The organism is Roseovarius atlanticus (assembly GCF_019802205.1).
GTDB lineage: Bacteria > Pseudomonadota > Alphaproteobacteria > Rhodobacterales > Rhodobacteraceae > Roseovarius > Roseovarius atlanticus_A.
The window spans coordinates 1,850,744-1,866,011 of sequence record NZ_JAHVHQ010000003.1; the positions used below are offsets into that span (position 1 = coordinate 1,850,744).

A 15,268-nucleotide genomic window follows, 5' to 3' on the forward strand; every position below is an offset into this window, starting at 1 on the left:
ATATTTATGGCCAGAGGAAAAGGGGTGGGTCAGCCCGCCATCAGCGCTTCGGCGGCGGCGCGGGCCTCTTCGGTGATGGTCTCGCCCGACAGCATCCGCGCAATCTCGTCGGTGCGGGCGGGGGCATCAAGGGCCGTGACCGTCGACAGGGTCTGCCCCTTGGCGACGCGCTTTTCGACGCGCCAGTGATGCGCGCCCCGTGCGGCCACCTGCGGCGAATGCGTGACCACCAGCACCTGGTTGTCCGACGCCAGCCCCGCCAGCCGCCGGCCCACCGCATCGGCGGTGGCCCCGCCCACGCCACGGTCGATCTCGTCGAAAATGAGCGTCAGCCCGCGTTGCCCGCCGGTCAGGCAGACCTTGAGCGCCAACAGGAACCGGCTCAGCTCGCCGCCCGAGGCGATCTTGCCCAGGGGACCCGCCGGCGCGCCGGGGTTGGTGGCCACGGTAAAGGTCACCGCATCCTGCCCGGTCTCGCCCGGATCGGTTTGGGTCACCTGCGTGGCAAAGACCGCGCGGTCCATCTTCAGCGGGGCCAGCTCCGCCATCACGGCCTTGTCCAGCTTGCCCGCCGCCCTGCTGCGCGCCTCGGTCAGCGCTCCCGCCGCCTCGGCATAGGTCGCATCGGCCTCGGCAACCGCCGCCTGCAACGCCTTGAGGTCCGCATCCCCCTGTTCAAGACGTGCGACCTGCGCCCGCACGTCCTCGGCGAAGCCGGCCAGCTCGTCCGGCGCCACGCCGTGCTTGCGCGCCAGCGCCCGGATCGCGAACAGCCGTTCCTCGGTCTCTTCCAGTTCCAGCGGGTTGAAGGTCAGCGCCTCCAGGCAGTCCTCGACGCCGCTTGCCGCCTCGTCCAGCTCGACCATCGCGCGCCCCAATGCGGCCAGCGCCTCTTCGAGGCGGCCCTCGGCCTTGTCCGCGGCGCCTTCCAGCCAGCGCAGCGCGTCCTGCGCCTGCCCCTCGGCGCCGTCGCGCAGGACGGCCTGCGCCCGGGCGATGTCCTCGCGGATGCGCTCGGATTGCTGCATCAGGCGACGGCGGGTGTCGAGCTCCGCCTCCTCGCCCGGCTGCGGCGACAGCGCGTCCAGTTCCTCGACCGCGTGACGCAGGAACTCTTCCTCGGCGCGCATCTCGGCCAGCCTGGCCTCGGCCTCTCGCAATGCCTTGCGCGCCGCGCTGCGCGCCTTCCACGCGCCGCGCACCGTGTCGCGCTGCCCCGCCAGCCCGCCGAACTCATCGAGCAGGTCCCGATGCCCCTTCGGGTCCAGCAAGCCCCGGTCGTCATGCTGTCCGTGCAGTTCCACCAGCGTGTCCGACAGCGCCCGCAGCACGTCCCCCGAACAGCGCCGGTCATTGACCCAGGCGGTCTTGCGCCCGTCGCCGGTGTTGACCCGGCGCAAGAGCAGCGTGTCCTCCACCGGCAGCCCTGCTTCCTCCAGCACGGCCCGCGCCGCGTGCCCCTCGGGCAGGTCGAACTCCGCCACCACCTCGCCCTGCCCGGCCCCCTGCCGCACCAGCTCGGCCCGGCCGCGCCAGCCCAGCACGAAGCCCAGCGAGTCGAGCAGGATCGACTTGCCCGCCCCGGTCTCGCCGGTCAGCACGTTCAGGCCGGGCTGAAACGTCAGGTCCAGCCGGTCGATGATCAGAATGTCGCGAATCTCCAGCGCACGGAGCATTCATGGCCCCCGGGCGTTACAACCAGCGGCCGAGGATGGTCTGCCGATAGACCTGGTTCAGCCAGCTGTCGCCCACCGCTTCCAGTGTCAGCCCCTGCCCGGTCAACAGCTTGTAGCTGTCCTCGTACCATTCGGTGCTCTTGAAGTTGTGGCCCAGGATCGCCCCCGCCGTGCGCGCCTCGTTCGTCAGGCCCAGCGACAGGTACGCCTCGACCAGCCGGTGCAGCGCCTCCGCGGTGTGGGTCGTGGTCTGGAAATCCTCCACAACCACGCGAAAGCGGTTGATGGCCGAGGTAAAGTGATCGCGCCGCAGGTAGTAGCGCCCGATCTCCATCTCCTTGGCCGCCAGATGGTCGAAGGCCAGGTCGAATTTCAGGATCGCCGAGCTGGTGTATTCGCTGTCCGGGTACCGCTCGATCACTTCCCGCAGCGCCTGCAGGGCCTGGAAGGTCAGGCCCTGGTCGCGGCCCACCTCGTCGATCTGGTCGTAATAGCTGAGCGCCAGCAGATACTGGGCATAGGCCGCGTCGCCATCGGCGGGATAGAAATCGAGGAACCGTTGCGCCGCCGAGCGGCTGTTCTCGTAATCCTCGTCCCGGTGATAGGCGAAGGCCTGCATGATGACGGCCCGTTTCGCCCATTCCGAATAGGGGTACAGACGCTCGACCTCGCCGAACACCTTGGCCGCCAATTCGGGATCGCCGCGGGCCAGGTCATACTCGGCCCGGCCATAGATCTGTTCCGCGGTGAACTGTTCGTAATCGACTGTGTCGCGCTCGATGCGCGCATTGATGCCGCCACAGCCCGCCAGCATCGTCGAGGCCAAAAGCGCCGCCGCCAAACCGATCCCGATTCTGCCGCCTGTCATGCTCGCCCGTTCCCTCAAAAATCTTTGCCCAACGCGTATACGGGCCCGAAAGCCGCGCTGACCCCGCGGCATGGTATCCGCGACGTCACGTGGGTCCTAGCACATAATTTTCCGGTGCAAAACGCCTTTGGACCGATTGTTTGGCACAAACCCGACGCCTGTTGTCAGGCGACCTCAGGGATTTCCGCCCAGTGCACGCCGGCGCCCGGCAGACGCGCCGCGACAGCGGCGGTGCAGGTCACGATTTCAAAGGCGTCGGGCCGAGCAAAGAGAGTGCGCAAAAGATCGTTCGTGACCGCGTGGCCGGCGCGCTCGCCCCGGTAATGGCCCAGGATCGGCAGACCCGCCAGCGCAAGGTCGCCAAGCGCATCCAGCATCTTGTGCCGCACCGGCTCGTCCGGCTGGCGCAGGCCGCCGGGGCTCAGCACATGCTCGCCGTCGAACACCACCGCGTTGACGCCGGGCTCTCCGCCAAGCGCCAAGCCATTGGCCTGCATCGCATCCACATCCGCCTTGCGGCAGAACGTGCGCGCGGTGGACAATTCCCGCACGAAGCTGCCATTCGCCATGTTCAGCGTTTTCTTCTGATACCCGATCGCCGCATCCTCGAACTCGATCGCGAACTCGATCAGCAGCGTGTCGTGCGGCGCAAGGCTGGCCCGTGCATCGCCCTTGCGGACCTCGACGGGCTTGAGAACCTTCAGCGCCCGGACCGGGGCATGCTGGCGCCGCAGACCGGCCGACAGGATGCCGTGCACGAACTGCGCGGAACTGCCATCCAGGATCGGAACTTCCGGGCCGTTGACCTCGATCACGGCATTGTGCACGCCGCAGCCGGACAACGCCGCCATGATGTGCTCGACCGTCGACACGCTCACGCCCGCCGCGTTCTGCAGCAGCGTGCACAGCGGCGACTGGTTCACGAAATCCCAACGGGCCGGGATCTCGCAGTGGTGCAAGTCGCAGTCCAGGCGACGAAAGACGATGCCGCGGTTCGCGGGAGCCGGCAATATGGTAAGCCGCGCCGCTTCGCCCGAGTGAAGGCCGACGCCATCGAAGGATACCGGAGTTCTGACCGTATTCTGCACGTTAGATCCTCAGGCCGTATACCGGCTCGTTTTATTCAACTGCGACACATCTATTTCGCACGGCACCATTGCTCAATTCACTCTTTGCAACGCGCTGAAACATCATTGTTTCCCGGCTTGGCGGATTATTGCCGAAACGGGCCCAATCCCTCTCAAGCCTCTGAAGCAAAAGAAAAAGGGCCGCGCGAAGCGGCCCTCTCAACATGGTTAATTGTTGTCCGGATCAGTTCGCCTGACGCCGCAGGAAGGCGGGGATTTCGATCTGGTCGTCCTCTTCCTCGCGCTCGTCGCGCACCTCGGGCTGAGGCGCCGCGGCCTGCATCGGCGGCTGCTGGCGCACCGTGCGCTGCTGCGGCGCGGCGGCTTCCGTGCCATGTCCCGTCATCCGGTTGATCAGCGAGTTGATGCCAAAGCGCGGCTTCTCCCCGCCGGCATCGTGCGCGCGCGCGGCCGGTGCCTCGGGCGCCGGGCGCTGCTGCGGACGGTTGGCGCTGCCCGGCGTGCGATGCACGGCAGCCTGCAGGCGGGCCAGCGCGTCCTGCGACGGCGTGCCCGGTGCGGGTGCCTTGGGCGCCACGAAGCTCTCGGCAGGCTCCTCGGCCTCGGCCACGAAGGTCTCGGGCTCGGGCCGCGGCGTGTAGGCCGGGGCCGGCACCGCATCCTCGGCGCTCTCGCTTTCGAAGATGTCTTCCATCTGCTCTTCCGCGGCGGCGCGTTGCGCATCGAACGCATTGAACAGGCTGGGTTCTTCCGCGGCCTCGATGCTGGCGGCGGCCAATTCCGGCTCTGCCACCGGCTGCGCCGGCTCTTCGAACGTGTGGGCTTCGACCTCGACCTCTTCGACCGTTTTCAGCGGCTCGGCGAGCGAGCGGCGCGGCACCGGCATTTCGCGACTTTCGTCGCTGGCGTCGATGCCGGTCGCCACGACCGACACGCGCATGAAGCCTTCCATCGTCGGGTCCAGCGTGCTGCCCACGATGATGTTGGCGTCGGCGTCCACTTCCTCGCGGATGCGGTTCGCGGCCTCGTCCAGTTCGAACAGCGTCAGGTCGTGCCCGCCGGTGATGTTGATCAGGACGCCCTTCGCGCCGCGCAGGCTGATCTCGTCCAGGAGCGGGTTCGCGATGGCCTTCTCGGCGGCCTGGATGGCGCGCTCTTCGCCGTCGTCCTCGCCGGTGCCCATCATCGCCTTGCCCATCTCGTCCATCACCGCGCGCACGTCGGCGAAATCGAGGTTGATCAGGCCCGGACGCACCATCAGGTCGGTCACGCCCTTCACACCCTGGTAGAGCACGTCATCGGCCATCGAGAACGCCTCGGTAAAGGTCGTCTTCTCGTTCGCCAGCCGGAACAGGTTCTGGTTCGGAATGATGATCAGCGTGTCGACCATCTTCTGCAGGCTGTCCACGCCTTCCTCGGCCTGGCGCATCCGCTTGGCGCCTTCGAACTGGAAAGGTTTCGTGACGACACCGACGGTTAGCACGCCAAGTTCACGCGCTGCCTGAGCGATGATCGGGGCCGCGCCGGTGCCGGTGCCGCCGCCCATGCCGGCGGTGATAAAGCACATATGCGCCCCGGCCAGCTGGTCGACGATCTGTTCGATATTCTCTTCCGCGGCGGCGGCGCCCACGGCGGCCTTCGCGCCGGCGCCCAGCCCTTCGGTGACTTTCACACCCAGCTGGATCCGGTTCGGCGCGTTGCTCTGGGACAGCGCCTGCGCATCGGTGTTGGCGACGACGAAATCGACGCCTTCCAGCTGTTTCTCGATCATGTTGTTCACGGCGTTGCCGCCTGCCCCGCCGACACCGAAAACGGTGATGCGCGGCTTGAGTTCCTGGTCCTGTCCCTGACCTGGCATGCTGAGGTTAAGTGTCATAGCTCCGCCTTCTTTGCCTGCTGTTATGCCCGCCTTGCGCAGGCTTGATCCGCCTAAATTGCATTAACAGTACCGTCCCGTCGCCGTTACGTCACCCAAAAAACACGAAAACACCACAAAATATGGGTCTTTTTTAGCGGATTCACGCGGGATTTCGCCGAAACCCCCATATTTTGCGATCACCAGTTGTCCTTGAACCATTTCACCGCCCGCTTGAGGGACCGCGCAGGGTAGCGATCCACCGGAATTTCGAAGTCCCACCATTCGTCCTGGGGATTCGCCGCGAACAGGCACATGCCCACCGCGCTGGCAAAGCCCGCGCCCGTCGCCGCCTGCGGCAGCCCGTGCACCCGCAGCGGCCGGCCCAGCCGCACCTGCTGTCCCAGGATACGCGTCGCCAGCCCGTCCAGGCCGGGGATCTGGCTGCCGCCGCCGGTCAGCACGATCTGCTGGCTCGGCAGGTGCTGGAACCCGGCCGCATCCAGCCGGGCCCGCACCTCTTCCAGGATCTCCTCGACCCGCGGGCGCATGATGCCGATCAGTTCCGCCCGGCTCACCGTGCGCCGGTCATGTTCCCAGTCGCCGGTCTCGCCGCCGATCTCGATCATCTCGCGGTCGTCCATGCCCGTGGCCACGACGCCGCCATAGAAGGTCTTGATCCGCTCCGCCGTGGCGTGCGGCACCTGCAACCCCATCGAGATGTCTCCGGTGACGTGCTCGCCCCCGATCCTCACGGTGTCGGCATAGATCATGTGCTTCTTCATGAAGATCGACACGCCGGCGCTGCCGCCGCCCATGTCGATGCAGGCGGCACCCAGCTCCTGCTCGTCCTCCACCAGCGCCGAGATGCCCGACACGTAGGCCGAGCTTGCCAGCCCCGCCAGTTCCAGGTCGCAGCGCTTGACGCAATGCGCCAGGTTCTGGATCGCCGCGCCGTCGACCGTCAGCATGTGCATGTCCACCGCCAGGTCCTGCCCCAGCTGCCCGCGCGGATCGCTCAGCCCCGAGCGGTGGTCCAGCGCGAAATTCACCGGCTGGGCGTGCAGCACCTCGCGGCCCTCGCCGAAATCGGGCACGTCGCAGGATGACAGCACCCGGCTGATGTCCTGCTCGGACACGGTGCTGGCCTCCAGTTCCACCTGCCCCGCCAGCCCATAGCTGCGCGGCTCGGCGCCCGAGAAACAGGCAATCACGTGATCGACCCGGATATTGGCCATCTTCTGCGCCGCCTGCAGGGCCGTGCGGATGGCCCGCTCGGTCTCGGCCATCGTCGTGATCTCGCCATAGCGCACACCGCGCGACCGCGTGGTCGCCGCCCCGATCACCCGGAACCCGGCCTGGCCCGCCAGCGCGCCCACGCCCTCGGTCTCGCGCAGCCGGTCGCTGCCGTCGAAACGCAGCACAAGGCAGGCGATCTTGGAGGTGCCCACGTCCAGAACCGCCACGACACCGCGCTGCATCGCCGCCCGGCGCATGTTCCGCATCGCCCTTTGCGATTCATAAAGCTCGATCATCTCATTCCGCCCCTACGGTCATATTTGTCACGCGCCACCACTCGGACACCGCGTTTTCGTTCATTCTTATGGTCGGCCGGGATGCCAGGCGCATGTCCACCGCGGCAAGGTCGCGCTCCAGCATGTCCTGCACCTCGGCCAGCACGATCACGCGCTCCAGCGCGCGCACCGGGTCGGTTTCCGGCAACAGGATGCGCTGGCCGCGGTCCAGCACCACGTCCCAACGGCGCTCGCCCATGCGCACCAGCCCGCGCAGCCGCGACCGCAGCGGCGCCGCCGCCTGCAGGATCGCCATCGCCTCGGGCACCGCCCGGGTCGCGCCCTTGCCGGCAATCACCGGCAGGTCGGCGCGGTCCGCCCGATGGGCGATGTCGCCGATCACCACGCCTTCCATGTCCACGACGCCCAGCCCGTCCCGCGACCGCCAGACGGCCACCGGCTGACGCTCTTCCACCTGCGCCACCAGAACCCCGCCCTGGCGCACCCGCACCGACGCGCTGGCAACGGCGGGCAGCCCCGCGATCGACAGCCGCACCGCATCGAGGTCGATGTCAAAGGAACTGGCCGGCAGGTCGTGCGGGAAGATCTCGCGGATATCCTCCTCGACCGTGGGGCTGGCGCCTTCCACGGCCAGCAGGTTGACCATGAATTCGGGCCGGGTCTCGACCTGCTCGCGAAGATCGGCCACCGCCAGCACGATCGCCTCGCGCCGCTCGGGGTTGGAAAAATACGCCGTGGCCAGCCCGACCGTCAGGCACAACGGCACCCCCACCCGCAGCAGCTTGCGGAAAAGCGGCGTCAGCATCAGGCGCTGATAACGGTAAGACCACCGCGACGGCGCCGGATCGGCCCTGGGTTCCAGTCGTTTCACCTGTTGCATGACGCGTCCTTGACCAGCCAGTCGCACAATTGCGGAAAACTCATGCCCGCCGCCTGCGCCTGCTCCGGGCTCAGCGAGGTGGGCGTCATCCCGGGCTGGGTGTTGGTCTCCAGCAGGATCAGCCCGTCCAGACCCTTCGCCTCGTCCCAGCGGAAATCGGTGCGGCTCAGCCCGCGACAGCCCAGCACCGCATGGGCGCGCAGCGCATACTCCTCGCAGGCCTCGGCAATGTCTTTCGGAATGTCCGCCGGGATCACGTGGCGCGACCCGCCGGCGGCGTATTTCGCGTGATAATCGTACCAGCCGTCGGTGATGATATCCGTCACCCCGAGCGCCTTGTCCCCGATCACCGAGGTGGTCAGCTCGCGCCCCGGCGCGAACGCCTCCACCATCACCGTCTGCGGCATGTCCGGCGACAGCTGCGGCGGCGCGTTGGCGGCCTCGTGCACGATATAGACGCCGACGGACGAGCCTTCGTTGTTGGGCTTCACCACGTAGGGCGGCGGCATCACATGCGCCTTTCCCACCTCGTCCTTGTCGATGATGATGCTCTCGACCACCGGCAGGCCCGCCGCGCGATAGGCCGCCTTGGTGCGCTGCTTGTCCAGCGCCAGCGCCGAGGACAGCACGCCCGAATGGGTATAGGGGATCTGCATCCATTCCAGCAGCCCCTGCACGCATCCATCCTCGCCCCAGCGGCCATGCAGGGCGTTGAACACCACGTCGGGTTTGAGATCGGCCAGAACCACGGCAAGGTCGCGGCCGGCATCGACCTCGACCACCTCATAGCCTGCCTCCCGGAGTGCTGCGGCGCATTCCTGTCCTGACGAGAGGGACACCTCGCGCTCGGCCGAGGGGCCACCCATAATCACCGCAACAGTCGGGGCGTTTCCGCTCGAAGAAACCACCTTACTGCCTCAATGTCCCGGGTCGTTATCGACCCTTGTTTTATTGTGTCCGCCTCAATCCGCGGGAGGGGCCGTTTCGCCGACCCTCATGATTTCCCAATGTAACTCTATTCCGCTGTCTTGGAAAACCTTTTTTCGCACCTCCTCGCCCAAACCCTCCAGGTCCGCCGCCGTGGCGCCCCCGGTGTTGATCAGGAAGTTGGAATGCTTCTCGCTCATCTGCGCCCCGCCGCGCGTGGCGCCGCGCATTCCGGCGTTGTCGATCACCTTCCACGCCTTCAGGTCATGGGTGTCGTCGGCCCGCCCGGTGCTGCTGAACCCGGCCGGGTTGCGGAACGTGCTGCCCGCCGTGCGGTCCTTGGTGGGCTGCGTCTCGTCGCGCTTCTTCAGCTGCGCGTCCATCCGCGCGGCCAGTTCCCCGGGATCGCCCGCAACGCCCTCGAACGTGGCCCGCGTGATGACCCAGCCCTCGGGCAGATCGGTCTGGCGATAGCGGAACTTCAGGTCATCGGCGCCCAGCGTCACCACCTCGCCCGCGCGGCTCACCGCCTGCGCCTCGACGAAATGATCCGCCACGTAACTGCCATAGCATCCCGCGTTCATCCGCACCGCGCCGCCGATGGCGCCGGGAATGGTGCGCAGAAAGGTCAGGTCCACCCCCGCCTCGCCCGCCCGCCGCGCCACATGCGCATCCAGCGCCGCGGCACCCGCGGTCACGCGCGTGCCGTCCACCTCGATGGCATTGAACCCGCGCCCCAGCCGGATCACCACGGCGCGCAAACCTCCGTCCCGCACGATCAGGTTGCTGCCCACGCCCATGGGAAAGACCGTCACGCCTGGGTCCAGATCGCGCAGGAACGCCGCCAGGTCGTCCAGGTCCGCCGGCTGAAACAGCCAGTCCGCCGGCCCGCCCACGCGCAGCCATGTCAGATCGGCCAGCATGCGCTTCTCGCTCAGGCGGCCACGGGGTTCGGGAAAATCACTCATGCGGCCTCTTCTGCCTCAACCCGGCCTGAACCGAAAGACAGCCCCCGGCTTTTTCTTGCCGAAAATACTCAATCCCCACCGCGCGCCATGTCACCGTCCACGGCCCGCCGGGCCCAGCGGCCCAGATAGATCACCGGCCAGCGCAACAGGCTCATGCCCGCCGCCAGCACGAACAACCCCACCCAAGGGCCGTTCTGCCATGTCACGTATCCCAGGATCGGGATGCCCACGGCAATCAGCGCATAGGCCCGCCGCCAGTGATTGTCGCGGCTGGGGAGCATCGCCAGCAGGTTTGCGGCCAGCGCCCAGATGCAGGCCAGCACAAGAGACATGCTCATTTCGGAACCTCCGGTTTTTCCCCCATTAGACGCCGCGCGAAGTACCGCAGCGGATTGCGAAACATCGACACCAGCGCAAGTGCCGCCAGCGCAGCGGGCAGAACACCGTAATCCCGCCCGATCATCCAGATCAACACCGGCGCCAGCGCCAGAAGCGCGATCCCCGGCGCATACTGGTGCCGCATCGGCAGCATCGCCACCAGCGCCCCGGCAATGACCCAAAGACAGGCCAGAACCACAAGCGTCATGCGCCGCCCCCGATGGCACGCGCCGTTTTCCGCGCGGAAAACGTACCGGAAAATGCGCATTTTCCGGCCCGGAATTTTCGTAAAATTCCGACCACCGTCACGCCTTCAGCTTTTCGGGCAACCCGTTGGCCCACCCGCTGATCGTCCCCGCGCCCAGACACACCACCATGTCGCCCGGTTTCGCCTGTTCGCGCACCAGCCGCACCAGGTCGTCCTCGCCCAGGATCGCCCGCGCGTGCCTGTGGCCATGGGCAATCAGCCCCGCCACAAGGTCGTCGCGCGTGGCGCCCTCGATCGGGTCCTCGCCCGCGGCATAGACCTCGGCGATGGCGACCACGTCGGCATCGTTGAAGCACGCACAGAAATCGTCGAAGAGCGAATGCAGCCGGCTATAGCGGTGCGGCTGGTGCACCGCGATGATCCGGCCCTTGGTGGCCTGCCGCGCGGCCCTCAGCACCGCTGCAATCTCCACCGGGTGGTGGCCGTAATCGTCGATGATCGTCACGCCATCCACTTCGCCCACGCGGGTGAAGCGGCGGTTCACGCCGCCGAAGGACGCCAGCGCCTCGCGGATCTCGTCCGTCTTCATGCCCAGGCTGCGCGCCACGGCCACCGCCGACAGCGCGTTCGACACGTTGTGATCGCCCGGCATCGGCAAGGTACAGCCCTCGATCACCTTGTCCTCGGCCTGCAGCGCGATGTCGAAATGCGCCACGCCGTTCTCGTAGGTCAGGTTCATCGCCCGCACATCCGCCTGCGCGTTGAACCCGAAGGTAATGACGCGCCGATCACTGATCCGGCCCACCAGCGTCTGCACGTCCGGATCGTCGGTGCAGCAGATCGCCAGGCCGTAGAACGGAATGTTCGACACGAAATCCAGGAACCCCTGGTGCAACTTTTCCTCGGTCCCCCAATGCTCCATGTGCTCGGGGTCGATATTGGTCACGATGGCAATCGTCGCGGGCAGGCGGTTGAAAGTGCCGTCGCTCTCGTCGGCCTCGACCACCATCCATTCGCCCTGCCCCACGCGCGCGTTCGACCCGTAGGCGTGAATGATCCCGCCGTTGATCACCGTGGGGTCGTACTTGCCATGATCCAGCAGGGCGGCGACCATCGTCGTCGTGGTGGTCTTGCCATGGGTCCCGGCCACCGCCACGTTCGATTTCAGCCGCATCAGCTCGGCCAGCATCTCGGCCCGGCGCACCACCGGCAACCCGCGCCGCCGCGCCTCGTCCAGCTCGGCATTGCCCGGCTTGATCGCGGACGAGATCACCACGACCTGCGCCGCGTCGAGGTTCGCCGCCTCCTGCCCCTCGAAAATCGTCGCCCCGGCCTTTTCCAATCGGTCGGTGATCTTGGATGTCTTCAGGTCCGAGCCCTGCACGGTATAGCCATGGTTGAGCAGCACCTCGGCAATGCCCGACATGCCGATACCCCCGATGCCCACGAAATGGATGGGCCCGACGTCGCCGGGAAGTTTCAATGCCGCGTTCATCGGTTTGGCTCCTTCAAATGAAAGGTCCCTCATGACTGTCTGCTCCGTGCCAGCTCTTCTGTTATATCCGCCAGCGCCTGTGCCGCGTCGGGCATGCCCACGCTCAGCGCCGCCCGTGCCATCTGGCTCGCCCCTTGGGGATTCGTCAGTACCGAGGCTATCTGCTCCGAAAGCGCCTCGACCTCAAGCCGCGATTCCGGGATGACGATCGCGCCCCCGGCCCTGGACAGTCCCTTCGCGTTCGCAGCCTGGTGATCTTCGGTCGCGGCGGCAAAGGGGATCAGGATCGCGGGCCGCCCGATGACCGAGATATCGGCCACGCTGCTCGCCCCCGCCCGGCTGATCACCAGCTGCGCCTCGGACATGCGCGCGGGCACGTCGCGGAAAAACGGCTGCACGTCGGCGTCGATCCCGTTCTCGGCATAAAGCGTCGCCACCCGCTCGCCATCCTCGTCGCGCGCCTGGTGGCTCACGCGGATGTTGCGCAGCACGTCCATCGGCAGGTTGGCAATCGCCGGCGGCACCACGTCGCTCAGGATGCGCGCGCCCTGGCTGCCGCCAATGACAAGGATCGACATCGGGTAATCGCCCGGCGGAATATACCCCGCCCCCGCGCGTTCATGCACCGCCAGCCGCACCGGGTTGCCCACATGCGTGCCCTCCACGCCCTCGGGCAGCGCCGTGGGCCACGCGCCGCACAGCACCTTGTCCACGCGCTTGGCGAAAAGCTTGTTCACCCGCCCCAGCACGCCGTTCTGCTCATGGATCATCCGGGGCCGCCGCAGGATCATCGCCGCAGACAGCGCCGGAATCGTCGGATAACCGCCGAACCCCACCACCACGTCCGGCGTGTCGCGCATCATGCGAAAGGTCGCGCCCAGCACACCGCCCAGGATGTGAAACGGCGCCAGCAGCTTGTTGAAGATCCCGCCGCGCGCGAAGGTGGCGCTCGCCACCTGCTCGATCTCGACCGAATGCGGAAAGCCCCCGGTATACCGCGCGCCGCGCGGATCGGTCGACAGCTTCACCCGCCAGCCCCGCCGCAGCATCGCCTCGGCTAGGCTCTGCGCGGGAAACATGTGCCCGCCCGTGCCACCTGCCGCGATGACCAGAAGGGGTTGCCGTTCGCTCATCTCGGACGCGCCCTCAGGATGTCGTTGATCTCGCCCTGCGGACGGCTGCGGGTAAAGGCGAACAGCATTCCCACCGCGATCCCCGTGGCGATCAGGGACGACCCGCCGTAGCTGACGAAGGGCAGCGTCATGCCCTTGGCGGGCAACAGCCGCACGGCGACGCCCATGTTGATCATCGCCTGCACGCCGAACATCGCCACCAGCCCCGTGCCCGCCAGCCGGATGAACGGATCCCGCTCGCGCATCAGGCGGCTCAGCGACCGCACCACGATGCTGGTGTAAAGGACGATGATGGCCAGCACCAGGATCAGGCCGTATTCCTCGGCCGCCACCGCGATGATGAAATCCGTATGCGCGTCGGGCAGCGACCACTTGACCGATCCCTCGCCCACGCCCACGCCAAAGAACCCGCCCTCGCGGATCGCGTTGGTGGCAAAGCCCAGCTGCGTGTTGGGGTCCACGTCCGGGCTCAGAAAGCCGTCGATCCGCCGCGCGAAGTGTTCCGAGTTGGAATAGGCCAGCGAGCCCGCGAAGACCACGACGCCCGCGATCAGCACCAGCAACAGGATCGGCGCCCCGGCCACGAAATACATCACGCCCCAGCCGAACAGCACCAGGCAGGCCTGCCCGAAATCGGGCTGCATCGCCAGCATCAGCACGATGATCACCGCCATGAAGAAACTCAGCCGCATCCCCGGCGGGCCGTTGATCTCCTTGCTGGCGGCCATCATCCACGCGGCCACCACCACGAAACCGGGCTTGAGAAACTCCGAGGGCTGCACGCTGGCAAAGCCGAGGCTGTACCACCGCATCGCCCCCTTGCCGAAATCCGTACCGAAGAAGGGCAGCATCGCCAGGGCGATGAAGGCGATCACGAACCCCACGACCGACAGCCGCCGCACCAGCAGCGGGCTCATCATCGAGGTCAGCAGCATCGCCGCCAACGCCATGAAGCCGAACGCCGCCTGACGTTTCACGTAATGGAACTGCTCGAACCCGTTCTTCTCGGCCAGCGGCACCGAGGCCGCCAGCGCCAGCAAGAGCCCGATCCCGAAGAGGATGAGCACGCAGGAAATCGACCACTTGTCGAGGGTCCGCCACCATTTTGGGAGGATCGGTTCGCCGCCCTGCACGGGGGCTGCACCATACACCATGTCTGTCATTTGAATCCGCCGAACACTGCCTCTTGCCCCTCTTTTGCCGGGGGCGTTCGGTCCAGTATAGCAGCAGTTTCGCCCGGTGGGAAGCGTTCTGCGCCCCACCGGGCAGTCTTCAGCCGGTCAGTTTTCCCGAAACCGTGCGGATCGCCCGCGGTGCCTCGCGGTTGGCCAGGAAATCGGGCCGCGGACCGCGGGCCGCATAGGGCCGCGTCAGCGCGTTCGACATCGCGTTATAGACGAAGAACGCGTTGGCCCGCGGATCGGGCGTGATGTTTCCGTTCGAACCGTGCAGCGTGTTGCAGTCGAAGAAGATCACCGTGCCGGTGTCCCCTTCGGCCGACGCGATGCCGCCCGCCTTTTGCGCCATCCGGTCGATCGTGCCGGGCTGCGGCACGCCCACCTTCTGCTCTTTCAACGAGGTCTCGTGATTGTCCTCGGGCGTCTCGCCGACGCAGCTGATGAACACGTCCTGCGATCCCGGCACCAGCAAGAGCGGACCATTATGCGGCCCGTTCGGCGTCAGCAGCACCGAGGCCGACACCGCGCGCATCCGCGGCATCCCGTCCTCGGCATGCCAGGTCTCGAAATCCGAATGCCAGTAGAATTCCTTGCCAGCGAATCCCGGTTTGTAGTTCAGCCGCGACTGGTGCAGGTACACTTCGTCGCCCAGAAGGAACTCGGCCACGCCAGCCAGGCGGCGATCGCAGGCCAGACGGCGGAATGCCTTGGAATGCTCGTCGAGGCGAAAGACCGTGCGTACGGCGTCGCTGTCGGGCTCGCGGATCAGGTCGTTGTCGGGAATGTCCCCTCCGCCCTCGCGCAGTATGTCCGCGGTCTCGGTCAGCACCTTCAGCTCGTCCGCATCGAACATGTCGCGCCGCACCAGGTAACCGTTCTCGGCGTAATGCTCCGCCTCGTCCCTGGCGATCGGCGCATCCTCGGACCACTCCGACCACAGGACAGGGTCCTTGCGCGCGCTCAGTCGTTCCTCGCCCGGCACACGGGTCGGATACTCGTCCTGAGCAGTCAGCATTTCGTGTCGTGTCTGGATGTTCATGTGACTCCTCCGTTTGTCTTGGGTTGCGAGACGTCAACAC

14 protein-coding genes are annotated in these 15,268 nt (G+C 66.8%); all 14 read right to left on the bottom strand.

The genetic code is table 11. The annotated features are described in order from the left end of the window. Positions 1-29: 29 nt before the first annotated feature. Positions 30-1,676, bottom strand: a complete 1,647-nt coding sequence (gene recN, locus KUV49_RS14975) for a DNA repair protein RecN (RefSeq protein ID WP_222450640.1) — start codon at positions 1,674-1,676, stop codon at positions 30-32. A gap of 16 nt (positions 1,677-1,692) precedes the next feature. Beyond that, on the bottom strand, positions 1,693-2,544 hold the full coding sequence (locus KUV49_RS14980; RefSeq protein ID WP_222450641.1) for an outer membrane protein assembly factor BamD: 852 nt from the start codon (positions 2,542-2,544) through the stop codon (positions 1,693-1,695). Positions 2,545-2,708: 164 nt separating this feature from the next. Beyond that, positions 2,709-3,632, bottom strand: coding sequence for a UDP-3-O-acyl-N-acetylglucosamine deacetylase (lpxC, locus tag KUV49_RS14985; RefSeq protein WP_152492884.1), 924 nt, complete (start codon positions 3,630-3,632; stop codon positions 2,709-2,711). A gap of 223 nt (positions 3,633-3,855) precedes the next feature. Beyond that, positions 3,856-5,508 carry a cell division protein FtsZ gene (ftsZ, locus tag KUV49_RS14990; RefSeq protein WP_222450642.1) on the bottom strand — a complete coding sequence of 551 codons (1,653 nt, stop codon included), beginning with the start codon at positions 5,506-5,508 and terminating at the stop codon, positions 3,856-3,858. A gap of 179 nt (positions 5,509-5,687) precedes the next feature. Further along, complete coding sequence (gene ftsA, locus KUV49_RS14995) at positions 5,688-7,022, bottom strand: cell division protein FtsA (protein ID WP_152492886.1); 1,335 nt, start codon at positions 7,020-7,022, stop codon at positions 5,688-5,690. 1 nt (position 7,023) lies between these two features. Further along, complete coding sequence (locus tag KUV49_RS15000) at positions 7,024-7,902, bottom strand: cell division protein FtsQ/DivIB (RefSeq protein ID WP_222450643.1); 879 nt, start codon at positions 7,900-7,902, stop codon at positions 7,024-7,026. After that, positions 7,890-8,768 (bottom strand): D-alanine--D-alanine ligase, encoded by an 879-nt coding sequence (locus tag KUV49_RS15005; RefSeq protein WP_261391230.1) that lies wholly within the window; start codon positions 8,766-8,768, stop codon positions 7,890-7,892. The genes KUV49_RS15000 and KUV49_RS15005 overlap by 13 nt, the downstream gene beginning before the upstream one ends. 96 nt (positions 8,769-8,864) lie before the next feature. Then, positions 8,865-9,797 (bottom strand): UDP-N-acetylmuramate dehydrogenase, encoded by a 933-nt coding sequence (gene murB, locus KUV49_RS15010; RefSeq protein ID WP_222450644.1) that lies wholly within the window; start codon positions 9,795-9,797, stop codon positions 8,865-8,867. Between the two features lie 68 nt (positions 9,798-9,865). Further along, the gene (locus KUV49_RS15015; protein WP_222450645.1) at positions 9,866-10,135 is read right to left on the bottom strand and encodes a DUF2484 family protein; all 270 of its coding nucleotides are present in this window, start codon (positions 10,133-10,135) and stop codon (positions 9,866-9,868) included. Beyond that, on the bottom strand, positions 10,132-10,383 hold the full coding sequence (locus tag KUV49_RS15020) for a DUF2484 family protein (protein ID WP_152497986.1): 252 nt from the start codon (positions 10,381-10,383) through the stop codon (positions 10,132-10,134). The genes KUV49_RS15015 and KUV49_RS15020 overlap by 4 nt, the downstream gene beginning before the upstream one ends. Before the next feature lie 97 nt (positions 10,384-10,480). Beyond that, a complete protein-coding gene (gene murC, locus KUV49_RS15025; RefSeq protein ID WP_222450646.1) occupies positions 10,481-11,878 on the bottom strand; it encodes a UDP-N-acetylmuramate--L-alanine ligase in 1,398 nt (465 codons plus the stop codon). Positions 11,879-11,907: 29 nt separating this feature from the next. Beyond that, complete coding sequence (locus tag KUV49_RS15030; RefSeq protein WP_222450647.1) at positions 11,908-13,011, bottom strand: UDP-N-acetylglucosamine--N-acetylmuramyl-(pentapeptide) pyrophosphoryl-undecaprenol N-acetylglucosamine transferase; 1,104 nt, start codon at positions 13,009-13,011, stop codon at positions 11,908-11,910. After that, positions 13,008-14,174, bottom strand: coding sequence for a putative lipid II flippase FtsW (ftsW, locus tag KUV49_RS15035; RefSeq protein WP_222450648.1), 1,167 nt, complete (start codon positions 14,172-14,174; stop codon positions 13,008-13,010). The genes KUV49_RS15030 and ftsW overlap by 4 nt, the downstream gene beginning before the upstream one ends. Positions 14,175-14,283: 109 nt before the next feature. Then, positions 14,284-15,228, bottom strand: a complete 945-nt coding sequence (locus KUV49_RS15040) for a phytanoyl-CoA dioxygenase family protein (RefSeq protein WP_222450649.1) — start codon at positions 15,226-15,228, stop codon at positions 14,284-14,286. Positions 15,229-15,268: the final 40 nt, after the last annotated feature.